Source organism: Denitrobacterium detoxificans (assembly GCF_001643775.1).
Lineage (GTDB): Bacteria > Actinomycetota > Coriobacteriia > Coriobacteriales > Eggerthellaceae > Denitrobacterium > Denitrobacterium detoxificans.
The window spans coordinates 847,166-869,815 of record NZ_CP011402.1 but is presented as its reverse complement, the minus strand read 5'-3'; the positions used below and the strand labels follow the sequence as shown (position 1 = coordinate 869,815).

Sequence of the window (22,650 nt, the reverse complement as noted above, 5' to 3'; positions counted from 1 at the left end):
CCCCGTATTATCGCAGGTACAGGGGAAGGAACGCCACCCCAAGGCGTTTTTTCACGTGGAATACGGCCGTAAGCTGGCTACTTGCGCTTCAGCAAGCGAACCGGCGCGAGCAATGCATGTCCCAGACGATACGAATGGGAATTACGGACTTCCGCATCCCACGCAGCAGGCTGAACGGCATACATCTGGAAATCCATGCGGTCGGCAGCGGAAAGCCCCCGGGCAAACGCGGCAATGTCGCCCTCGGGAATCGACCGCACGTCGGCAGCCATAATGGAACGCAATTCGTAGATGCGCTGGGCCAAGGCGTCTGCATATGCGGGTTCGAATTCGGAAGCATGCTCGTGCGCCCAGGCATGCAGTTCCTGGGTAAGGGCAAAGAAGCTGCTCACATTACGCAACCCGCGCTCAACCGTCATGATGGACCCCTCGCGCATACGACGCATATACAACGGCTCGTTGAGGAACGCCGCACGACGTGCGAAGGCGATGATCATGGGCGAGAACAGCTCGTCTTCGTGGATGATTCCCTCGCGGAAGCGAATCCCGCTGCGCTCGAACAGCCCACGGTGCAGCATGTGGAAGCACGCGGAGCAAATGTACTGACGCATTCCCTGGTAGCGGGCGAACAGGGCCTGCCCCGTCATTACGCCTTCGATATTCGAACGTGTGCCGTATTCCTCTTCGTTCGACTTGCGCAGCGCGCTGCTCTCGTAGAACGATTCAGCCGTGAAGTCCACATACTCGAGAGGGACCCCATCTTCGTCGACGCCCGCTTCGCTTACACGGGCCATAAGCCTCTCGAGAGCCGTAGGCACGTAGTAATCATCGGAATCGAGGAACAAAAGGTACTCGCCACGCGCGGCATCGATGCCGGTATTGCGCGCCGCCGAAAGCCCGCCGTTGGCACGGCTCACGAACACGAAGCGATCGTCGCCCTGCACGACCTCGCGCGCAACGCGCATCGTGTCGTCGGTGCAGCCATCGTCAACGCAGACGACCTCGAAGTCGGCAAACGACTGCCCCATCAGCGAAGACAAGCATTCGCCAATGTAGGCTTGCACGTTATAGCATGGAACGATGACCGATACCCGAGGGGCTTCGTATCCCATAATCTCATTCCCCCATCACTGAAGATAAGTTCTCATGTTCAATATAGCCATGCCGCGCGCGCCGCCAAGCGGGCCCGCACGCATGGAGCCGCTACGCTACGAACGCTCCGCCAAGGCACGCAGCGTCTCGACGCAGTCATCGCAACCGCCATCGAACGCCTGGGCCACGAAGCGCTCCAACGCATCCCATCGATAGCTTTCGGGAGTGCGGGCAACCTTGTTCACCTTGGAAACAAGCTCATCTTCGGTACGAGCGCACAATTCGGGCGCCACGCGCAAGGGGTCGGCATTCAAGCCGGGGCTCTTACGATAGCGCTTGATATCGGGGACATAGAAGATGACGGGCTTGCCCAGCAAGTACGCCTCGTACACAATCGACGAATAATCGGTAACCACGAAATCGCAGGTAAGCAATGCCTCGGAAACGTCGCCTGGCGCCGAAAGCCCTTGGTCGAGAGGATGGAACGACCACGCTATCTTCGCTTTGACGCGCCCTTGCAGCTCGTCGCCATGCTCGAACGCATCGCGAAACGGATGCGGTGACGCCTTGCTCTTGCGCAGCGTAGGCGCAAAAAGAGCAATGGGCGGGTCGTTGAACACCAGTTCCGCCCCTCCGCTGCGGCGCAAACCCTGAAGCTTATGGTATTCGGGGCGATGAAGTGCGATAACACGTTCCTTCGGATAGCCGAAGGCCTCGGCGAACGCCGCGCGGCATGCTTCGCCCGAGCAAACCACCCACGAGTAGTTGCGGTGAATATCGAAGCGCTCGAGCGTCTGGGACCGATGCCCCTCAGGCGTATCGAGGCTCTGATACCCGAACTTCTTGAACGCGCCGAATGCGTGCCACATCTGAACCACTATCGGCTCGGCGGGGTAATCGGTATGCACGGGCACCGAGCCCTTGAAGGTGGGCTCGTCGTTCCTGAAGTTGAGCATGCAAATGACGGGGTCATAGCGATCGACGACGCAAATGCGACACCGCGCCAGATGGTAGATCTCCTTGAATACCATTCCCGAATACGGAATGACGCTGGACTTGGCGAGCTTCTTCACCAGGATGACGGGGTGCCAACCCAACGCCTCGAAGTCACGTGCAAGCGAGCAGAAATCGTAACTTGGTTCGTTGGTCTGGCGGCTGAAAAAGAGAATCTCATCCCTACGCTTAGTGGTAGCGCAGAAAAGCTTGTACAGGATATTGAACAAGCCCTTGGCGATATGTACTAGAAAGGTTTTCATACGCGGAGAAGTATATCAGAGCATTCACGCATCAATAGCGAGGGGGCGACCACGCTGGGTTTCGGCCTTGACGCTACGTTCCCAGGAAAAGAATTATCTCTTTGTAGAATCATATATTTTCACGTCTGAATTAATAATTCGCCCAAAATATGCACCCCCATAGTGAGAGACCCCTAACTACTCACCCAAAACGTGGGGATTTTGGAATAAGGCATGCCATCCCCGAAAACACACGCCGAGGAACAGGAACGATGTCGTATTATGCCCTCCGGAAGGATTGCAATGGGGTACGCAACAGCGACAAAAGAAACCATCACTATACGTGCGCTCTTCGGCCAATGGAAAAGCCTGGGGTTTGGCTTGCTATGGTCGCTCAACATCATCATTCTTTTTTCGAGCAAGCTTGCCGCCAAAGACCTGTCGCGATTCGCCGATTTCTTCAACTCAGCCCTTGCAACGGGCATCGTGGTCACGTGCGCGGGGCTCTTTGCATTTACTGAGTTCGTTCGCAAGGGCAAACCACTCGATAAACCGATTACGCCCACGGACGATGGCAACCTCCGCCTCCACCGAACGCTCGCGACGATAAGCGGCGTGATGCTTGCCGCATGCATTATCTGCATCGGTGTGCAAACGCAATTCTGCCCTTCGCACGCGCTTCGTCTTGCGTCGGGATTCATCACCGGCATCGCATCCGCACTGGGTTGCTACGCGTGGCTAAGCATACTCGCAACGCGCGGCTGGGAAAACGTCCGACTCGAGCTATTGGGCTCATACTTGCTGGGAGCTATCCTCTTTTGCCTGTCCTACGTTATTCCCACCATCCCGCTCGTAGTCCTCATGACCGCATTGGCGCTCCTCGTTGCTTTCATGGGAAAGACGCTCCCCATCGAGCGCTCGCAAGCATCCGCATCCCCGAAGCCCCAAACGGCCAGGCGCCTTTCTTCGCGCGACATTCGGGCCGTCGTGCTTTCGATGCTCATCCTCAGCTTTATTTACGGCATCAGCGGACCTATGTTCCTGCAAAGCACCGAACCGCTGCCCTTCTTGGAAAACCCCGAGAATAACCAGGTACTCACCGTGTGCCTGAGTGTGGGAATAATCTTCTTGCAGGCAAAGTACCGGTGCGAACGCGCGAACCCGCTCATGCTGATACACATCTGCTACCTCATTGACGTCACCTCCGCGTTCTTGCTGCCCTTCGCCCCAGATTGGTATGTAAGCGTCTTCAACGTCATCGTGCTCACCATCTTCCGCATATCGGCGCTCCTGCTTCTGGGCCTATGCGTCGCAACGCAAGACGCCCGCCTCAGACGACGCGCAATGCCCATCATGATTTCCTGCGTATGGATTGGATTGAGCCTGGGCATTGGGCTGGGACACGCGCTTTATCTGAACGCAAGCGATAGCGCAGATACGAGCATGTCGATCATACTGACAATCGTGTATGTCGTATTCGCCTTCACTTCCATCTACACGCTTGCGAAAAATGGTTCGAACGCACCCGCGCCAGCACCCGAACCCACGCCCGCCGCGGACAAGCGCGATTCGCACGAGATCATCTCGCAGCGCTACAACTTGAACCCCCGCGAAGAGGAGATCATGGCTCTTCTCATTCGCGGCCGAACGGCCAAGTACATCGCCGAGGACCTTACGCTTTCCATCAACACGGTGCGAAGCTACACCAAGTCGCTCTACGCGAAGATGAACGTGCATTCGAAGCAGGAACTCATTGACCTGGCGGAAGCCATTTCAAACGAATAAACCGCTTACCGGCCCATATGCACCGCTAGAGGCAATTCCTCATCTGCGCTCCACCACGCTATAGCATCCACAAAACGCTGTGCTACAATGACCGAACTTCTCGGGGAGCTGGGGCGATCGCCCGGCTGAGAGGAGGGCTCGCGGCCCTCGACTCATGGAACCTGTCTGGATAATGCCAGCGTAGGGAAATGCGCGCACGCATGTGCGGGCCCTGCTTTGGCGCGGGGCTTTGCCCCGTAGCGGTACGAAAGGAACACGCTATGGAATGTGCAATCGCAATTCACTATCTACCCCTGGACGCACACGATGACAAACGCGTCTGCGAAATCGTCGACCAGGTAATTGCCGCCATCGACGCAAGCGGTCTCGACTACTACGTAGGCCCCTTCGAAACCACCGTGGAAGGCGATTTCGAAAGCTGCATGCGCGTACTGAAGGATTGCATCGAAGCAGGCGAGGCAGCAGGCTGCACCGAGATGGAAAGCCACGTGCGCATTTGCTGGCGCCCCGGCGGACGCGTCATGTCGACCGAAGAAAAGATCGGCAAGTACCACCCCACCGACAGCGAGTTCAGCTCGCGCGAAATCGCATAGCACGCGCACACGCACGATGAAGCACGCACCCAGCGACACCACATCACGCAAGGCCAAGCGCATCGGAATACCTCTGGCCGTTGTAGCGGGCACCATCATCTGCTGGCACCTCGCCATTATCAGCGGCCTTGTTCCGAACTTCCTCATGCCCACTCCGCTGCAGGTTGCGCAAGCACTTGCCAGCGATTGGCAGCTGCTGGCAAGCCATGCGGGCACAACGCTCGTAGAAGCAGCCATTGGTCTTGCCGCCGGCGTGGCGCTCGGTTTCGTAGCAGCTGTGGCCATGGATCGATTCGAAGTGATTTACCTGGCCCTTTCGCCGCTCATTACCATATCGCAAACCATTCCCACAGTTGCCATTGCGCCCCTGCTGGTGCTGTGGCTTGGGTACGGCATCCTACCGAAAATCGTCCTCATCACGCTCACGACGTTCTTCCCCGTAGCCATATCGCTCATTGCAGGGTTCACCTCGGTCGACCCCGACACCGTGAACATGCTGCGTTCCATGGGCGCCTCGCGTTGGGACATCTTCCGCTATGCAAAGCTGCCCGAGGCGGCCGACCATTTCTTCAGCGGGCTGAAGATCAGCGCGACGTACGCCATCATCGGGGCGGTCATCGCGGAATGGCTGGGTGGCGACGCAGGACTGGGCGTCTACATGACGCGCGTTCGCAAGTCGTTTTCGTACGACCGCATGTTCGCCGTCATCATCGTGATCAGTGCACTCTCGCTCATGCTCATCAAGATCATCGACATTCTCAAGAAGATATGTATGCCCTGGAAGCATACCGAAAGGAACGAATAATGAACCTCGACGCCATGAAAACCGCTCTCACCAGGCGTTCGTTTCTGAAAACCGCAGGCGTAGCAGGCGCGGGAATCGCCTCGGCATATGCACTGGGGGGCTGCGACGACAACCGTCAATCCGCCTCCGCGACAAACGCGACCGAGCTTTCCCTCGTGCTTGACTACACGCCCAATACCAATCACACGGGCATCTACGTCGCGCAATCCCTTGGCTACTATGCCGAAGAGGGCATCTCCCTCACGATCGTCTCGCCGCCCGAAGACGGTGCCGATGCGCTCATTGGCGCAGGTTCTGTCCAGCTGGGAATCTCGTATCAGGACGTCATGGCAAACTACCTTGCCAGCAGCACGCCCCTGCCCTACACGGCCATTGGCGCTGTCGTGCAGCACAACACGAGCGGTATCATGAGCCGCCAGGAAGACGGCATCACCCGCCCTCGCGCCATGGAAGGGCATCAGTACGCTACCTGGAACCAGGACGTGGAACAGGCGATGATTCGGGACATCATGGCCTATGACGGCGGCGACTATTCCAAGATCGAACTCGTGCCCTACGCTGTCGACGACGAAGTTGCGGGGCTCCGCAGCAACGCCTTCGATTGCGTCTGGGTCTACGAAGGCTGGGCCGTTCAGAATGCCTCGCTGCAGAACTTCGCCTATAGCTACTTCCCCTTCATAGACTACGACGACTCGCTCGATTACTACACGCCCGTCATCGCGGCAAACAACGAATTCCTGGCCAAGAACGCCGACACCGCGCGCGCCTTCATGCGCGCCACGCGCAGGGGCTACGAATATGCCGCATCGAATCCCAGCGACGCCGCGCGCATCCTGGTCGAAGCCGTACCCGAGCTCGATGCCCAGCTGGTCGCCAAGAGCGCGGAATACCTGGCGGGCAAGTACATCGACGACGCAAGCGAATGGGGCTACATCGACAAAGACCGCTGGGCACGCTTCTACCAGTGGCTCAACGACAACGGCCTGGTAGAAACCACGCTCGACGTCGATGCGGGCTTCACGAACGACTATCTGGCCTAGCTCCAGCACAAGGACGAACAATGGCGCAGGCAATCCCGACACCGACAGAGCAGACCGCACTTCCCGCAATCGAGGGACGGAACCTGGAAATACGCTACGACGACACAACCGTCGTAGCGCAGGCGAACCTGCACGTAAACGCGGGCGAGATCTGCTGCCTCATAGGCAAATCGGGGTGCGGGAAGACGACCATCCTTAACACCCTCGCCGGTCTTGTAACGCCCACGCAAGGCAGCGTGCTCTCATTCGGCGAAGACGTCACGGGGAAGCCGGGAAGCATTGGGTACATGCTCCAGAAGGACCTACTCCTTCCCCACCTGCGCATTATCGACAACGCCGCACTACCGCTGTTGCTGAAGGGGCAGGCGAAGCAAGAGGCGCGCGAAACGGCCGCGCGCCTCTTCCCCACGTTCGGGCTGGAAGGCACCGAAGGATTGTGGCCCCATCAGCTTTCGGGGGGCATGCGACAACGCGTCGCCCTCTTGCGCACCTACGTCACGGGAGCACGATGCCTTCTGCTCGACGAGCCCTTTAGCGCCCTTGACGCCATCACGCGCGCCGACATGCGCTCCTGGTTCACCAAAGTCACCCAGAAGCTTGGGCTTTCAGCGCTTGTCATCACGCACGACGTAGACGAAGCAGTGAGCCTGGCCCAGCGCGTCTACGTGCTTGCGGGAAACCCCCGACTGGGACAGCCCTCGACCATCCACGCCGAAATACACGTGGAGCGGAACGAAAGCCCCAACGGACCATTCGAACTCACCGAGGAGTTCCTGCAAGCAAAGCGAAGCGTATGGGCAGCGCTTCAAGACAATGCCCAATAGCACCATCTTGGGTTCACAAAACGTACATTCCCCCAATACATGGGGATAAGCGTTTTGGCGTATACGAAAATACCCGCATTTTGGGTGGTAGACGAATCCACCACACTGGGGAATACTCTGCGCATGGCGAACCGCTAGGCCGCATTCGTGGAAGCACGGAGGCAAACATCTGGGAGGGCTTGCGGCAAGCCATAGGGAGACGAGCGCGGGCACGAACGCATTGGCTGCATGCCCTACCTTTGGCGGCTTTCTTTGCCAGTCGGCTCTCCATCCGGACGCGCAGCGTGACCACAACCCCCTATCTTCGCTGCCCCGGTGCCGCCTGCTTGCCATCAGTCACCCCGTGACGCGCTCCGTCGACCCGAATGCGCTTTGCGCGTTCGCGCGCACACCCCCTAACCTACATGCGCGCATGAAAAAGCCGGGGCGGCCCAGACGCCCCGGCTTTTTCCTTTCGATATGCAAGCTCTAGCGTTCTAGACGAGCTTCTTTCCAAACACTGCCGCAATCTCCCTGAGGTCGGCAAGCAGGTCCTTGAACTGAGCAGGCGTAAGCTGCTGGGCATTGTCGGACTTGGCGTTCTGCGGATCGGGATGCACCTCCACCATGATTGCGTCGCAACCGGCGGCAATGGCCGCGCGAGCCAACGGCGGAACCAGGTCGCGTACGCCAGCCGGATGGCTTACGTCCACGCAGATGGGATACAAACTCTGCTTGTGAATAACGGGTACGGCCGAGATGTCCAGCGTGAAGCGCGTAGACGTTTCAAACGTACGCAGGCCGCGCTCGCAGAGCATTACGTTCTCGTTACCGTTCATGGTGATGTATTCCGTAGCGGAAAGCCACTCGGAAACGCTATTGGCCAAGCCGCGCTTGAACAGCACCAGCTTATCGGTATCGGCTGTAACCTGGCCCACCGTGCGCAGCAAGCTGAAGTTCTGGCAGTTGCGCGCGCCAATTTGCAGGCCGTCGACGTAGCTGTGCACCATGGGGCAATGGGCGGAGTCCATCACCTCGGTAAGCGTCTTCAGCCCATACTTCTTCCCGGCTTCCTGCATGATCTGCAGACCGGCTTCGCCCAGGCCCTGGAACGAATGGGGATTGGTGCGGGGCTTGAACGCGCCGCCGCGTATCCAGTGCAGGCCCTCCTCGGCGATTACCTCGGCAACGGTGGCAAACTGCTCGTACGACTCCACCGCGCAAGGGCCGGCAAAGATGGTGATTTCATCGGTGCGGGTGCCGTAATCGGGAAGACCCTGCACGCCTTTCAGCTTCGATTCGCTCATGCGGACGGCATCTCCTTCGAGACCTTGAGGATGGTAGCGTAAATCTCACGGAGGTTATCGGGATACAGGGGACCCTGGTTATACTCCTGCACGCGCGCGAAGATCTCTTCCTCGCGCTTGGGGTCGAACAGGCCCATGTGAGCGCCCGGCTTCAGCGCGCGAATGGCGAGCTGATGCGTGGCACGCTCGTTCAGAAGCGCAACGAGCTGCTTGTCGATAGCGTCGATCTGCGCACGATGCTCCTGAATATGCTCGAAGTTTTCCGGCTCTTCGGTGGTTTCTGTGGGAGAGATTCCGGCATAGGCCCAGCTCAGCGGGCGAAAACAACGATCTGGAACTGAAACGGCCCCGGGAGGGGCCGTTTCCGCGTCATCCGCCTATGATTGCTAAGCCAAATTCAGACAACCGAAGAGGTGTGACGCATGAAGAGTCTACTACTTCTCGCCCTCGGTCTGGCCCGCACGGTCGTCCTGGGCGCGCGCATCGAGGCCGAGCGCATCGTCGTGAGCGTCCGGCCCTACAAGCGCGAGCAGCGCCGCTGCCCCGTATGCGGCAGGGCCTGCGACTTCTACGACATGGCGAACCGCGGGGCCCCCAGGCTGTGGAGGGCGATGGACCTGGCGCGCTCGGCCTGCTACCTGGAGTACGCGCCCTGCAGGGTGCGCTGCCCGGAGCACGGCGTGCGCACCGAGGCCGTCCCCTGGGCGCGGCACGGGGCGCGCTTCACGCGTGACTTCGAGGACTGGGTGGCGTGGCTGGCGGTCCGCTGCACCGCCTCGGCGGTCTCCGAGCTCGCCCGCGTCGAGTGGCACAGCGTGGGCGGCGTGTGCAGGCGCGTCTACGCCGAGCTGGAGGCCGCGCGCGGCGCCTCGAGGTTCGACGGCGTGCGCCGCATCGGCATCGACGAGACGTCGTACAAGAAGGGCCACAAGTACGTCACGGTGGTCGTCGACCACGACCGCGGCTGCCTCATCTGGGCGCACGAGGGCACCGGCAAGGACGTGCTCAACCTGTTCCTCGACGAGCTCACGCGCGAGCAGAGGCGCGCCATAGAGGTGGTGACCGCCGACGGCGCGAGGTGGATAAGGCAGCTGGTCAAGCGCCGCTGCCCCAACGCGAGGTGGGTCATGGACCCCTTCCACGTGGTCCAGTGGATGAACGACGCGCTCGACGCCGTGCGCTGCGAGGAGTGGAACGCCGCCAGGGCCGCCGCCAGGGCCGCCAGGCCCAGGCCCGAGGGCAAGCGCGGCAGGCCTGCCAAAGGCGAGCTGCCGCCCGAGGAGGTCAGGGCGCTCGAGGAGGAGGCGGCCTCCATCAAGGGCAGCCGCTACGCGCTCGTGAAGAACCCCGAGGACCTCACCGACGGCCAGAGGGCGAGGCTCGAGGCGCTCAAGAAGAGGGCCGGCTCGCGGCTGGTCAGGGCCTGGGAGCTCAAGGAGGACCTGCGGGCCGTCTTCCGGGCAGCCGACGGCTCCGAGGCCGCCGAGCTGCTCGACGACTGGATGCACAGGGCCGCCTACTGCAAGATCGCCAAGGTCGTCGCCGTGGAGAAGAAGGTGCGCCGCCGGCGCGACGACATCATCGCCGCAGTCGAGCTCGGCATCAGCAACGGGCGCGTAGAGGCCATCAACAACAAGATCAAGGTGACGGTGAGGATGGGCTACGGCTTCCGCAACACCGACAACCTCGTGGCCCTGCTCATGCTCAGGTGCGGCGACTGCCAGCCCCAGCTCCCGGGTCGCCCGGTGAAGGCGAGGAAGAAGGGCGTGAAGGGAGCGAAGAGCGTTGCTGCCTAGGCTAGCCCCTTGTCACACAAACTACCGAAGCCTCAGTTTTCCTCTTGTTCAGCCATGATGCATCCTTTCGTACGGCAATTGCGCACATCGTAGCAAGAAACACTCCAGCGCGATAGAGTGTTATCATGTTTTCCCGCGGAAAATGCTTTGATAGAAAGGCAAAGTAGCCTCATGCCATAGCAAGTTAAACTTGCTAGAATTCACTCGATGAAAACGCCCCTCGCAAACATAGCAAAGCAATACGCACGTCTCGTCGTTTGAATGGCCAGCCTATGGGCGTACCTCCACGTAAGCCCCTACTTCCCATTTTCGCTTTCGCCGCACTTCTCTTCGTCGTCATTCTCCGACATACCGCTCAGGCACGCACTCTACGCATTTGCGCTTATTGCGTTCTTCCTTCTGGCAATGGCCATGCGCGCCCGCACGAGGGCAAGCAATCGAGCCGCTTGGGCCCTTGCCCTATCCGCCGGAATCGCGGGCATTGCCGGACAAGGCATCATCCTGGCGGACCTACCAACACTCGCCGCGGCGGCCATAGGCGCCAACCCCAGCGTAGTGGAGGGGCGGCAATCATCCTATGCGCCTACGCAGTAGCAACCTTCACGCTTCTCTTGTTTAGCCAAGCATCCGAGCTTTCGTCGCATATCGCCGCTTGCGCCAGAGGGGCGATGCCCTTTTCGGGACATAAGGCAATCGCGCACACGACCCAAAAGAGAAGATGGAGCTAGGAACGATCACCCGACGAACTACGGGCTTGGCCTTGCTTCTTGTCGCGCGCTGCACGCGTACCCTCCTGGGAAGCATTGGCCATAATCTGCTCGATTTCGCTGGGAATGCCAAAGAGCGTGCGCTGGGAACGCAGCCGCGGCGGACGTTCCGCGCCCGAAGCTTCTGCACTAAGGATGTTTTGAATCTGTTCCCACTTATCTGCCATGCCCCGATTATACGGGCAAAGGCGCATCGTGCTCCCTAGCGTTTTTATGAGAACGCGCCAACGCACACGCCACCTTCAAGCGCAGGCGCTATGATAGCGGCGTTTATACATTACGCGAAAGGCGGTAACAGTGGCGGAAACCACCCAGCAGAAAGTCATCGTACTGGACTTTGGCGCTCAGTACGGCCAGCTCATTGCTCGTCGCGTGCGCGATTTGCACGTCTACTCGGAAATTCTGCCCTGCGATGCTCCCGCAAGCGAAATCGCAGCCGCCCAGCCTTCCGCGATCATCCTCTCGGGTGGCCCCGCCAGCGTGTACGCCGAAGATGCCCCGAAGGTAGACCCTGGCGTATTCGAGCTGGGAGTGCCCGTACTGGGCTTCTGCTATGGCCAGCAGATCATGGCCACCACCCTGGGCGGCACCGTGGGCCACACCGAAAAGGGCGAATACGGCGCAGCACCGCTCACGCGCAAGGGCGAAAGCCGCCTTCTGGCCAACACGCCCGAAGAGCAGACGGTTTGGATGAGCCATCGCGACGCCGTAAGCCAGGTGCCCGAGGGCTTCACCATCACCTCCGTTACCGACACCTGCCCCGTGGCCAGCATGGAATGCGCTGAGCGCAACCTGTACGCCACGCAGTTCCACCCCGAGGTGCGCCACACGCCCAACGGCAACCAGATGCTCAGCAACTTCCTGTTCGACATCTGCGGCCTGGAAGCGAACTGGACCATGGAAGGTCTTATCGACTCCATGGTGGAAGACATCCGCGCCAAGGTCGGCAATGACCGCGTGATTCTGGCCCTTTCCGGTGGCGTAGACTCCAGCGTCGTGGCCGCCCTGTGCGCTCGCGCCATTGGCAAGCAGCTCACCTGCGTGTTCGTGAACCACGGCCTGCTGCGCAAGAACGAGCCCGAACAGGTGGAGGAAGTCTTCACCAAGCAGTTCGACGTAGACTTCGTGCACGTGCACGCAGAAGAACGCTATGCCAAGCTGCTCGACGGCGTAACCGAGCCCGAACAGAAGCGCCGCATCATCGGCACGCAGTTCTGGGAAGAGTTCTTCACCGTGGCCCAGCATACGGGCGGCGTGAAGTACCTGGCCCAGGGCACCATCTACCCCGATATCATCGAAAGCGGCGCTCGCAAGACAGGCGGCAAGGCTTCCACCATCAAGAGCCACCACAACCTCATCCCCTTCCCCGAAGGGGTTCACTTCGACCTCATCGAGCCGCTCGACCACTTCTTCAAAGACGAAGTGCGCGCGCTGGGCACGGCACTGGGCCTGCCCGACTACATCGTGCACCGTCAGCCCTTCCCCGGCCCCGGCCTGGCTATCCGCATCATCGGTTCGGTAAGCCCCGAAAAGCTGGAAATCCTGAAGAACGCCGACGCCATCGTGCGCGAGGAACTGGACGCTTACAACGCGCGTCTGTTCGAGGAAACTGGCGAGCGCAACAGCGAGCATAGCTGCTGGCAATACTTCGCCGTGCTGCCTGACATCCGCTCGGTGGGCGTTATGGGCGACGAGCGCACCTACGCGCGACCCATCATCCTGCGCGCCGTGGAAAGCAGCGACGCCATGACGGCCGACTGGGCGAAGCTCCCCTACGACGTGCTGGCACGCATTTCCGGCCGCATCGTAGCCGAGGTACCCGGCGTGAACCGCGTGGCCTACGACATCACGAGCAAGCCGCCCGCGACGATCGAGTGGGAATAAAACTCTCAAGAAAACACTTTTCCGCACTCCGCCCCGAAACATAACGTAACCGCAGGTCAGAAGTGGTGTGTCCGAGAAATCGGCGCACCACTTTGCTTCGAAAGAAAGCACTCCTTTCGGGATTATTCGTACCGGAATTCGTACCACCCCAGCGCCACCATTCCCGACGCTAGGCACTGAGAGGAGATTAGAAAGATGATCAACGAAGCGAAGATGACCGAACTCACCCAGGCCGAGGACATGGCCTACTTCCGAGCAGACCTATGCATCTACTCGCCCGAGAGCTACAGCCTTGAGGAGAAGAAGGGGATCTGCAACGGCATGATGGCCACGAGCGAGGCCGTTCCCGATGTCGTGCTTCGCCACCGCCATGTCCTGCTCGAGCTGGTAGGTGCGCTCCAGGACCTGGTTGCGCTTCTCGACCTTTGCCGTGAGGGCGTCCAGCTTGACCTCCATGACGGCCCTGCTCTTCGAGTTGGAGAGGATCACCCCAATCAGCGTCACGACACCGGTGATGCACGCCACGATGATTGACTCCATAAAGAACTGCCTCCAAAGGTCTCGTTGTCCATCCTCAGGAGGCAGTGTCTAATGGCGTCACAAGGTGGCTTGGGGCATGGCAAATGAATTGACCGCAGCAATTAGCGTGGGTATAATCGACAAAGTCGAATCAGCCGGGGCCTTTGGCAAGCACCGGCAAGAGAAGGGACCAGGTGCATGAAGAACTAGCGATGCTCACAACCACCCGTTGATCAAGCGCTACCGCTAGCGGCCATGCCCAAACGGGTGCAGCATCGCGTGTCCATTCACGACCTTAGCCCCAATATCCCGAACCAAACGGACTATGCCCTGCTGCCCCGCATGGCCTCTCGCAGAACCGGAGGCACCATGCAGCTGAACCTCTCGAACATCGAGTACACGTACCCAACGGCGGCAGATCCCGCCCTGCGCGGGGTGTCGGCGACGTTCCCCCAGGGATGGACCGGCATCGTCGGCGATAACGGTGGCGGAAAGACGACCCTCACGCTCGTGGCGTGCGGGATCCTGCGACCAGACTCGGGCTCCGTCTCGCCGTCCCTCCTGTCCCTGTACTGTCCCCAGGACGCGACCGAACCGCCGCAGAACCTTGAGGACTTCGCGCTTGCATACGACGGCCATGCGACGCGCCTCCGCCGGGACCTCGGCATCGAGGACGATTGGCCTTGGCGCTACGGCACGCTCTCGGGCGGCCAGCAGAAGCGACTCCAGGTGGCCTGCGCCCTCTGGGCCGCCCCCGACGTGCTCGCCGTGGACGAGCCGACGAACCACGTGGACGCAAGCACGCGGCATGCCATATCCTCGGCGCTCGCGCGCTTCGGCGGCATAGGGCTCCTCGTCTCCCACGATCGCGAGCTGTTGGATGCGCTCTGCACACAGTGCCTATTCGTGGCGGGCGGCATCGCGACCATGCGGCCGGGCGGCTATACCCAGGCGGAAGGCCAGGCATCGCTCGAGCGTGCGAGCGCCGTCCACGCGCGCGAGGTCGCCCGCAGGGAGAAGGCCCGGATCGAGCGCGAGGCCATTCGCCGCCGCGAGGAGGCGTCCCGCTCGGCGGGAAAGCGCAGCCTCAAGGGCGTGGGCAAGCACGACAGCGACGCTCGCTGCAAGAAGCGCATCGCCGTGGTCTCCGGCCAGGACGGCAAAGCGGGAAGGCTGTCGTCGAGGATGGAGGCCAAGCTTGCGACGGCCGAGGCAAGACTTGCGGCAACGCATGTGGAGAAGCGCTACGACGCCGACGTGTGGCTCGACGCCGCACCCAGCAGGCGAAGGGTGCTCCTGCGCATGGAACCGCAGACGCTGGCCCTCGGCGACGCCACCTTGAGCGTGCCCGCGTTGCACATCGGCAATACCGACCACATCGGACTCGTCGGCGACAACGGCACCGGCAAGACGACGCTCATCAAGCAGGTCGTCGGCCGCCTTCCAGACGGAACGAGGACGCTCTACATCCCCCAGGAACCCAGCGAGGCGGACAAGCGCGCCGCCCTCGCCACCCTGAGTGACCTTCCGGACGTCCGCCGAGGCCGCGCACTCTCCATCGTGGCACAGCTCAACTCGGAGCCCGAACGCATCCTGGAGGGAGACACCATAAGTCCCGGGGAGATGCGCAAGCTCATGCTCGCCCTGGGCATCCTTGACAGGCCCGAGCTCATCGTGATGGACGAGCCTACGAATCACCTTGACCTCGGCTCGACCGTAGCCCTGGAACGCATGCTCGCCGCGTACCCCGCCGCGCTCCTGCTCGTGTCGCATGACGCCAAGCTGGTGGCAGCCGCGACGGGGATCACGTGGCGCATCTCTGGGGCTGGCGATGAGTTTTGCCTCCTAGTTCGGTAAACAGCCGGTCATGCCGCCGTCAGGTACCCCGTCTGTCCAGCCCGGTCGATCCTCATGTACGTGTATCCGACGTTCGAGCTCGACCACGCGGTTCCGTTCCCCCCGACAAGCGCCCGGCAGCTATAAAAGCACTGAGAGCCCGTGATCCCGCTCGAAGGTAGCGCCCAGGTCGCGTCCGCGTAGATCGTCGTCATGTGCGAGCATCCCGAGAACGTGTAGAACAGGTCCGTCAATGTGGACGGGTCGAAGCCCCGGAAGTCGATCGTGGTGAACGCGCACGACGAGAACGTGTAGCGCATGGAGCGCACGCCCGACAGGTTGCCCAGGCCGGAGACGCTCGCCAGGTTCGTGCAACTGTAGAACAGGTAGTTCAGGTTCAGGTACGAGAACGTCGCCATGTCGGCAGCGAAGGTCGCGCTCGTCAGGTACTGGCGGTGCGTGGCGCCGGTGACGCCGTCCCAAGGCGTGAAGCCCAGGCCCACGTACTTGCCGATGGCGCAGATCCTCCCGGAGGCCCGCAGTGTGCGCGTCGCGTCCGGCGTCGACGTCGCCGTCAGCACGCCCTCGCCGTCGGCGTAGTAGTGCGCCCAGAACCAGGTGCGGGCGTCGTTGTTCGGGTCGGTCAACACGCCGCCCGCGCCCAGCTTGCACACCGATGCGCCGCTAGTCTGGGACGGCACGAATCCGTCCGTCCCGCCGACGAGCCTGGTGCAGCCGGTGAACATGAGGGAGCCCGAGAGCCCAGAGTTGCTGAAGCTCGTTGCGTAGATCGTCTCCAGGGAGGTGCAGCTGGAGAACATCTGCGCGGCGCTCGTCATGCCGGACAGGTTCTCGAACCCGCGCACCTCCGTGCAGTTCGAGAACGCGTTGAACCAGAACGCGCAGTTCGTCAAGCCGAGGCCCCCGATGGTCGAGTCGATGTAGACCTTCTTCACCAGCAGCTTTATCGAGTCGTAGGATCGCGCGCTCGCGGACGAGTAGCCCGCCGGGTCGATCTCGAACACCTGCACGATGCGCCCGCCAGTCACACTCGTGCGCCGCTCGTAGTAGTTGATCTCGAAGGTCCCGTCGTCCAGGAGGAGGCCACGGATCTTGTATCCAACGTCCCATTCGAGCGCCAGGATGGCGGCCGCCATGTCACCGGGCTGGTAGAGCGTCGAGAGCCCGTTCTGCCCCCGTATGGCGTCGGCTATGTCCGAGAACACCGACTCCGGCAGCACGCCCGACTCCAAAGTCATGTACGGCTGCGCCTGGTAGTCGCCGACGTCCGTGCCGTCGAGCGCCGAGACGGCCGCCGCCATCTCGCGCGGCTTGTACAGCGTGGCCACGCCCGCCTGGTAGCGGATCGCATTGGCAATGTCGGTGAGTATGCGGGTCGATACGGTTCCAACAGCCATGGCCTAAAACTCTTCCTCTTCGAGATTGGCGAGCGCCGCGATGGCATCGTCCACGTACTGCTTGGTGGCGTAGGCGGAGAGGTCCGGCGTCGTGCCGGCGGGACCCTGCGGCCCTTGCGGACCGGTAGCGCCCGTCGCGCCCTTGAGGTTGTGGAACGCAAAGGCGAACGTCCTGGCAGACGCCGTGCCGCCCAGCGTGACGCTCACCGATGGCGTGCCTGTGCTCGCGTCGATCGTCGCGCTTGCGCCGGTGATCGTGGCGTTTGTGCCGTCGTCGCCGGTGTCTCCCTTCGGCCCCTGTGGTCCCGTGGCGCCAGTCTCGCCGGTGTCGCCCTTCGGCCCCGTCTCGCCCTGTGGTCCGGTGGCTCCCTGGATTCCCTGGATGCCTTGCGGCCCGCGCAGGTCGGCCGAGCTCGTGCCCGACGCGCTCGTCACCGTAAGCACCGAGCCGTCCCAGGAGTGCGTGCAGGAGACGCCGTCAGCGCCGGCTGGACCGGCCAAGCCCTGGGGTCCCGTGTCGCCGGTGTCGCCCTTCGGGCCCTGCGGCCCGGTGTCACCGGTGTCGCCCTTGTCGCCTTTGGGTCCTTGCGGCCCGGTCGGACCGGTGGCGCCGGTGTCTCCCGTGTCGCCCTTCGGCCCCTGCGGTCCCGTCGCGCCGGTCTCGCCCTGGATGCCCTGGGAACCGGTCGCGCCCGTGTCGCCCTTGGGTCCCTGCGGCCCCGTGGCACCGGTCTCCCCGGTGTCTCCCTTCGGGCCCTGCGGTCCGGTCAAGCCCTGGATGCCCTGTGGCCCCTGCTCGCCGGCGTCTCCCTTCGGTCCCTGCGGGCCGACGTCTCCGGTGTCGCCCTTGTCGCCCTTCACGCCCTTGGAGACATTGGCGGTCGTGGTTCCGCTCTTGTCGGTGATGGTGATGGTCGCGCCCTCTGCGGTCTGCGTGATGGTGGCCGTCGGGCTGAAACCGTCCGCGCCGTCGGCCCCGTCGTAGTCGCCGCGCTGCGCGGCCGCCTGGATCGCGTTAGCAACCGCCGTCGCACTGTCCGCCGCATCGCTCGCCGCCTCGGCGGCCTCGTTCGCCGCGTCAGCCGCCGCCGTGGTTATCTCGATCACGCCCTCGTAACGCTTGATGGTCTCCACGAACAGGGTGAAACCGTCCTCGCTCTCGGTGCCGCCGATGATGACGGGCTCCACGCGGATCGTAAACGCGCGGGTCGAAATGCTCTTGTCGCCCCAGCTCACCATGAACTGGGCGTCCACAGCGCCCTCGGCCTCCTGCATGGCGGCCGGGTAGTACACGACGAACTGCCCGAGCGAGGCGTCGATCTCCGTCATCGGCTCGCACCCGCGCGTGCCGGCCATCTTGTGCCGCCAGAGGAAGTAGACCTCCGCGCCGGTCAGGTCCGCCGCAGCGCCGCCCTGCCGCACGTGCAGCTCCAAGCCGCGCCCGTTCGCATCGGCGGGCGATGCCACCAGGAATTCGCCCAGCCGCTCGTCCGCCGAGTCCCATATCATCGTGTGAAGTCCGTAACCGTCGAGCATGCCGCCCTCCTCGCCGTAGTTGCCGAGAAGAGCATCCGCCCGCGTCACAGATTAGAAGTCCAGGTCCGCCAGCTCGTCCAGGTCGTCGATCGCCGTGGTCACGGTGTTCTCCACAACGGTCACCGAGGCCGCCGTGGTCAGGTTGCCGTCGATACCAACAACGTCATCCCTCAGCGTGGCCACGTCGGCCGCAAGGGCGCTCACCTGCGCGTAGTCCACGGGCTCCACAGTTCCGATCGTCACCCGCGCCACCACCTGCTCGCCGAAGGTCCGCACGCGCCGCACCACGCGGGCGGTAAGCCGCCACTCGGGGTCGCGCGACGTGTCGACGACGGCCACGGTGTCGCCCAGGTCGGCGTCGTCGCCGTCGAGCGCCGCCACGTCCACCTCGTAGCTCACCTTGGGCTGCGAGGCCTCCGCAAGCGCACGCCTGGTCAGCGCCAATAGCCTCTCGGGCTCGGTGACCTCCGAGAACGTAACCTGGCCGAAGCTGTGCACCTTTGCCGTGCGGTCCGCGTTCCAGCGGCCCCAGACCAGCTTGGCGCTCTCGTCGGCCACGTAGTTCAGCCCGCCGTTGATGTCCCCGAAGGTCAGCTTGCGCCGGTACCCGGCCTTGTAGTTGCCATCCTCGTCGGTGAAGGGCAGGCCCGCCCCGAAGCCGTAGAGCGCCGTGTACACGTCCTGCTCGAGCACCGTGCGCGTGCATCCGGCCATGTTCTTGCCGTAGGTGAAGCGCAGCCCGCGCCACTCGCCACGCTCCTCGTCCAGGCGGATCGCCCTCGATGCCACGCGCCCGTTCGCAACCGTGATGACCGGCGTAACCTCGCCGCCCCAAACCTCGGCGACGCGCCGGAGCGCCCAGAGTGCGTTCTGGTGGTAGATGAGCGCCCCGGCGGTTCCAAGGGATGCGCAGTACGCAATCGACCATCTCGTCGGCGCGAGCACCGCCGTCAGCGCCTGCCGCGCCGTGCGCGAGACTAGCTGCGCCTCCTCGATGAAGTCGTCGAGCATCTCGCAGAGGGAAGATTCGGCGTAGACGGAGCAGAGCCCCTCGAGCGGCTCCTCGGTCCTCACGACCACGTGCTCGCGCCAGGTCTCACCGTCGAGCCAAAGCAAGCGGTCGCCCTTTGCCGGCACATCGTAGCTGCTGAACTCGAGCGTGTCCTCGCCGTTCAGCTCCTCGGTGTGCACGAGCTCGCCGACAACGCGTAGGAGGCCGATTCGCTCGTCCCAGCGGTCGAACCAGTAGAGCGTCGGCACCATGCTCGCCATCACGCCCACCTCTCGGAGAAGCGCGTCTCCACATAGGTGCAGTTGGACGTCGAAAGGATCGCCTCGCCAGGCTCCAGCGCGAAGAAGTCGCTCGCAAGCGCCACGCAGTCACGAGCATCGTTGTCGTTGATGCGCACCGTCTCGCCCTGGCAGTCGACGACCACGGCCTCGCCGCCGGAGAACTCGTAGTCCACGCGGATGCCGCGCCCGATCGCCGGTACCGACACCTGCAGGTAGGAGCCGGCAGCCGCCACGAGCCGGATCTCGGGCAGAGTCGGCCAGTTGCCGCCCACGTCGAAGCGGGCCGTGCGCTCCACGCGCTCGGCGCCCCACCCAATGGGGTCGAACAGGGTGAACGTCAGCTGGCACTCGCCGTCCTCGAAGAGGTTTGACCAGTCGGCCGCGCCGACGAGGATCACGTCGCGGTACTCGATCTCCGGGTCGTCGGGAAGTATCAGGTTGCCGCCGCCGGGCCACGACAGCCAGCGGCGCACCTTGGCCCGCATCTGCGCCATGCCGGTGAAGCCTGGGTTGTAGCCCATGTCCATGAAGAGCCGCACGGTCACGTCGACCGGCGGGATGTAGCCCGTGACGAGCAGCGCCCCGGCACGGCCGGGGACGCGCATGTACTCGGCGATGATGGGGTTCGCGGACCTTGCGACAACCTCCGCGCTGCAGACGTCGGAGAAGTCGTTGCCAGCGTAGACGATCGACCTCATGCGTTGCCCCTCGCTCTCCCGTAGGAGGATGCCCGCCGCTGCGACTCGCGGGCCGCGCGGTCGTCCTTGCCGAAGGGCTTTGCCCGCTTCACCACGGGCTCTGGCGTGCGCCCAGCATTGTTAACGCGCCTGGTCTTGTCGCTCATAGGCTCCTCACCACCGTAAGCCTCACGTCGAACTCGTAAACGAAGCGGCCGGACCCGTCGCGCTCCTTGAAGGCAGGCGCAGTCGTGTCCAGGCCGCAGATGCGCCAGCTGCCGTTCTCGGCGACCGGCTCCCAGCCGTAGGCGCGGATCCAGCGCTCGCAGGCCTGGGCGTCCTCCTCGGCCTGGGCCTCGACGTCGCGCACGACGAGCACGGCGACAGTCACGGTCCCGCGCTCCTCGTCCTCCATCCGCGCCTCGCGCTCGAACCTTCCCTCGCGCACGACGATGGGCTCGGGGTCGTCGGCCGCCGACGGAACACTTGCGAAGTAGCTTGCGAAGTCGCCCTCTAGCAGGGCCTTTGCGATAAGAAACGAAAGCTGCAAGGAGAATCACCTCACCTTGAGTTCCCAGTGGTGCACGCGCCCGAATAGGTCGCAGCAGGCGTGCGACTCGGCCACGTACATGGATCGGCCGCCAACGGCCACCCTCGATCCCGCCACCACCTCGAACGCGCCGATGGAGTTGACCGCGTCGACGAAGACGGTCCCGCCTCCGGCGTCTGCGCTCCTGTGGTCGTCGTCCGAGACCTTCTGTGTTCGCTCGAACCGCACGTTGCAGATGAGTTCTGGCTCGTCGTAGGTTCCGTCGGGAAGTGGCGCACGCACGGTCATCGTGTCGGGCAGCGCCGAGCGCGGTATCGGGCGGATCGACCTCATCAGCACACCCCCGTGAACGCCATACCGGAGAGCCCTAGCTCCCGCAGCGCGGCGGCCGTCGCCAGCTCCTCGCCGGTCGTCTGCTGGCTCGCGTAGTTCTTGACCGAGAACTCACCGATCTGGAACCCGCCGACCTCGCCCGCGCCGTACTCGGCGAAGGCGTCGACGGCGGCGCACACGGCGCGCTTGAACACGTTGCAGGTGGTCGTCGCGCCCTTCGCGGCGCAGAGCCACTTCACGTGGCTGTCCGCGATGGGAAGAGATGCCGCGAAGGCGGCCTCAGAGAGACCGCCCCCATAGGTCTGCGAGTAGAACTCGTATGTCACGGTGGACGCCACGGCTACTCCGTGGAGGCCGAGACGTACACGCCGTCGAGCTTGTTGTCGAAGAGCTCCACGATGCCGTACTTGCGGTACTTCATCATGTAGCTGTCCAGCGCCTCGAGCTCGTCCGGGGAGAACACGCGGCTCGCCACGTGCTTGTCGAACTTGATGACCGCGCTGCGCTCCACGACCATGAAGTTGATGTCCAGGCCGGGCGTGGTGGTCATCTCGTAGTAGGTGCCCAGGCTCGCCTTCTGCGGGCTCGCGACCTCGGTGTACACGTAGGGGCTCGCGGAGGTGCCACTGCCGCTGCGTGTGTAGTACGTCTTGCCGGAGTCGACCTCGGTGTCCGTGGTCAGCTCATAGGTAGCCGCGCGCTTCTGGTAGCCGAACTGGTCATCGTCGCCGGAGAGCAGGTCGATGGCCGTGTAGAAGCGCACCTGCGGGACCTCCACGATGCGAGAGAAGCGCTCGAGCACGCGGTTGGAGCGGTTCGGGTTCGCGTAGGAGAAGTCGTCCAGGACGCCCTTGAGCGTGGGCGTGATGAACAGGATGCGGCTGCCCAGAGTCACCTGGTTCTCGTCCATGGCGGAGGTCACGGTGCGCAGGTCCTCCAGGATGTCCTCGGCGTCCGCGCTCGCATAGCTTTCGGAGACCGTGGTCACGCCCGTGTGCCCGGCGATCTGCGCGAAGGTGAAGGCGTCGGCCTCCGGCGCCACCTGCGTGCGCTGCAGCTCGGCGCCGGCCTCCACGAAGCAGTCGTTCACGCCCGCCTCCTCGACGTCCATCACGTCGGCGAACAGGCGGATGCCTCGGTCGTAGTTGAAGGTCTTGGTCTCGAACTCGTAGGTGATGGCGCCGGTCTTGTAGCCCACGTTTCGGGTGTAGTTTCCCAGACCGGTGACCGAGATCTTCGGGATGAGGATCTCCTTCGCGTTGTGGCCCGCACGCACCATGCGGCGGCCGGAGTTGAGCACGCCCGAGACGGACGCCCTCTGGTACACCTCGTCGATCACCGAGGTGTAGTTGCGTGCGAATGCGATGTTGTTAGGCATCTC

Annotated in this window: 23 protein-coding genes; 10 read left to right on the top strand and 13 right to left on the bottom strand. The window is 62.8% G+C overall.

Features of this window, described 5'->3' with window-relative positions; genetic code table 11:
* Positions 1 to 77: 77 nt before the first annotated feature.
* Together AAY81_RS03550 and AAY81_RS03545 are read right to left on the bottom strand one after the other, a co-directional pair.
* Positions 78 to 1,112 (bottom strand): glycosyltransferase, encoded by a 1,035-nt coding sequence (locus tag AAY81_RS03550; protein ID WP_066661448.1) that lies wholly within the window; start codon positions 1,110 to 1,112, stop codon positions 78 to 80.
* 96 nt (positions 1,113 to 1,208) lie between these two features.
* Positions 1,209 to 2,348 (bottom strand): CDP-glycerol glycerophosphotransferase family protein, encoded by a 1,140-nt coding sequence (locus AAY81_RS03545; protein WP_082867846.1) that lies wholly within the window; start codon positions 2,346 to 2,348, stop codon positions 1,209 to 1,211.
* A gap of 282 nt (positions 2,349 to 2,630) precedes the next feature.
* Here AAY81_RS03545 and AAY81_RS03540 point away from each other — a divergent pair, with 282 nt between their 5' ends.
* The 5 genes from AAY81_RS03540 (at position 2,631) to AAY81_RS03520 (ending at position 7,374) form a co-directional block, all read left to right on the top strand.
* Positions 2,631 to 4,112 (top strand): response regulator transcription factor, encoded by a 1,482-nt coding sequence (locus tag AAY81_RS03540; protein WP_066661445.1) that lies wholly within the window; start codon positions 2,631 to 2,633, stop codon positions 4,110 to 4,112.
* A gap of 260 nt (positions 4,113 to 4,372) precedes the next feature.
* Positions 4,373 to 4,705 carry a thiamine-binding protein gene (locus AAY81_RS03535; RefSeq protein ID WP_066661442.1) on the top strand — a complete coding sequence of 111 codons (333 nt, stop codon included), beginning with the start codon at positions 4,373 to 4,375 and terminating at the stop codon, positions 4,703 to 4,705.
* A gap of 16 nt (positions 4,706 to 4,721) precedes the next feature.
* On the top strand, positions 4,722 to 5,510 hold the full coding sequence (locus AAY81_RS03530) for an ABC transporter permease (RefSeq protein ID WP_066661441.1): 789 nt from the start codon (positions 4,722 to 4,724) through the stop codon (positions 5,508 to 5,510).
* Positions 5,510 to 6,550 carry an ABC transporter substrate-binding protein gene (locus tag AAY81_RS03525; RefSeq protein WP_177168525.1) on the top strand — a complete coding sequence of 347 codons (1,041 nt, stop codon included), beginning with the start codon at positions 5,510 to 5,512 and terminating at the stop codon, positions 6,548 to 6,550. Before AAY81_RS03530 ends, AAY81_RS03525 begins: the two co-directional genes overlap by 1 nt.
* A 20-nt stretch (positions 6,551 to 6,570) precedes the next feature.
* The gene (locus tag AAY81_RS03520) at positions 6,571 to 7,374 is read left to right on the top strand and encodes an ABC transporter ATP-binding protein (RefSeq protein ID WP_066661438.1); all 804 of its coding nucleotides are present in this window, start codon (positions 6,571 to 6,573) and stop codon (positions 7,372 to 7,374) included.
* A 476-nt stretch (positions 7,375 to 7,850) separates the two neighbouring features.
* Here AAY81_RS03520 and aroF read toward each other — a convergent pair whose 3' ends face one another.
* A complete protein-coding gene (gene aroF, locus AAY81_RS03515; protein ID WP_066661436.1) occupies positions 7,851 to 8,660 on the bottom strand; it encodes a 3-deoxy-7-phosphoheptulonate synthase in 810 nt (269 codons plus the stop codon).
* Entirely contained in the window at positions 8,657 to 8,854 is a 198-nt protein-coding gene (locus tag AAY81_RS03510) for a chorismate mutase (protein ID WP_240480631.1), read from the bottom strand. The genes aroF and AAY81_RS03510 overlap by 4 nt, the downstream gene beginning before the upstream one ends.
* A gap of 228 nt (positions 8,855 to 9,082) precedes the next feature.
* On the opposite strand from AAY81_RS03510, the gene AAY81_RS03505 reads away from it, so the two are divergent.
* Complete coding sequence (locus tag AAY81_RS03505; protein ID WP_066660379.1) at positions 9,083 to 10,456, top strand: ISL3 family transposase; 1,374 nt, start codon at positions 9,083 to 9,085, stop codon at positions 10,454 to 10,456.
* Between the two features lie 261 nt (positions 10,457 to 10,717).
* Complete coding sequence (locus AAY81_RS03500) at positions 10,718 to 11,050, top strand: hypothetical protein (protein ID WP_066661431.1); 333 nt, start codon at positions 10,718 to 10,720, stop codon at positions 11,048 to 11,050.
* A gap of 130 nt (positions 11,051 to 11,180) precedes the next feature.
* On the opposite strand, the gene AAY81_RS03495 is transcribed toward AAY81_RS03500, so the two are convergent.
* A complete protein-coding gene (locus AAY81_RS03495; protein WP_143117405.1) occupies positions 11,181 to 11,390 on the bottom strand; it encodes a hypothetical protein in 210 nt (69 codons plus the stop codon).
* 130 nt (positions 11,391 to 11,520) lie between these two features.
* Between AAY81_RS03495 and guaA the strand changes: the two genes are divergently transcribed.
* The 3 genes from guaA to AAY81_RS03480 all read left to right on the top strand — a co-directional run bounded on the left by guaA (position 11,521) and on the right by AAY81_RS03480 (position 15,483).
* On the top strand, positions 11,521 to 13,107 hold the full coding sequence (gene guaA, locus AAY81_RS03490) for a glutamine-hydrolyzing GMP synthase (protein WP_066661427.1): 1,587 nt from the start codon (positions 11,521 to 11,523) through the stop codon (positions 13,105 to 13,107).
* Between the two features lie 195 nt (positions 13,108 to 13,302).
* Positions 13,303 to 13,641: a hypothetical protein gene (locus AAY81_RS10390; RefSeq protein WP_066661425.1), complete on the top strand. Its 339-nt coding sequence runs from the start codon at positions 13,303 to 13,305 to the stop codon at positions 13,639 to 13,641.
* Positions 13,642 to 13,881: 240 nt separating this feature from the next.
* Positions 13,882 to 15,483, top strand: coding sequence for an ATP-binding cassette domain-containing protein (locus AAY81_RS03480; RefSeq protein WP_205630843.1), 1,602 nt, complete (start codon positions 13,882 to 13,884; stop codon positions 15,481 to 15,483).
* An 8-nt stretch (positions 15,484 to 15,491) separates the two neighbouring features.
* Here the strand turns inward: AAY81_RS03480 and AAY81_RS03475 are convergent, their stop codons facing one another.
* The 8 genes from AAY81_RS03475 to AAY81_RS03440 form a co-directional block, all read right to left on the bottom strand.
* A complete protein-coding gene (locus AAY81_RS03475) occupies positions 15,492 to 16,880 on the bottom strand; it encodes a leucine-rich repeat domain-containing protein (protein ID WP_066661423.1) in 1,389 nt (462 codons plus the stop codon).
* 3 nt (positions 16,881 to 16,883) lie between these two features.
* Positions 16,884 to 18,416 (bottom strand): BppU family phage baseplate upper protein, encoded by a 1,533-nt coding sequence (locus AAY81_RS03470; RefSeq protein WP_066661421.1) that lies wholly within the window; start codon positions 18,414 to 18,416, stop codon positions 16,884 to 16,886.
* 51 nt (positions 18,417 to 18,467) lie between these two features.
* A complete protein-coding gene (locus AAY81_RS03465) occupies positions 18,468 to 19,688 on the bottom strand; it encodes a phage tail spike protein (protein ID WP_074777358.1) in 1,221 nt (406 codons plus the stop codon).
* Entirely contained in the window at positions 19,688 to 20,407 is a 720-nt protein-coding gene (locus AAY81_RS03460) for a phage distal tail protein (RefSeq protein ID WP_066661418.1), read from the bottom strand. The genes AAY81_RS03465 and AAY81_RS03460 overlap by 1 nt, the downstream gene beginning before the upstream one ends.
* A gap of 142 nt (positions 20,408 to 20,549) precedes the next feature.
* Complete coding sequence (locus AAY81_RS03455; protein WP_066661416.1) at positions 20,550 to 20,936, bottom strand: phage tail terminator protein; 387 nt, start codon at positions 20,934 to 20,936, stop codon at positions 20,550 to 20,552.
* Between the two features lie 6 nt (positions 20,937 to 20,942).
* A complete protein-coding gene (locus AAY81_RS03450; RefSeq protein ID WP_066661414.1) occupies positions 20,943 to 21,269 on the bottom strand; it encodes a putative minor capsid protein in 327 nt (108 codons plus the stop codon).
* Entirely contained in the window at positions 21,269 to 21,607 is a 339-nt protein-coding gene (locus tag AAY81_RS03445) for a hypothetical protein (RefSeq protein WP_066661412.1), read from the bottom strand. The genes AAY81_RS03450 and AAY81_RS03445 overlap by 1 nt, the downstream gene beginning before the upstream one ends.
* 2 nt (positions 21,608 to 21,609) lie before the next feature.
* Positions 21,610 to 22,647, bottom strand: a complete 1,038-nt coding sequence (locus AAY81_RS03440; RefSeq protein WP_066661410.1) for a hypothetical protein — start codon at positions 22,645 to 22,647, stop codon at positions 21,610 to 21,612.
* Positions 22,648 to 22,650: the final 3 nt, after the last annotated feature.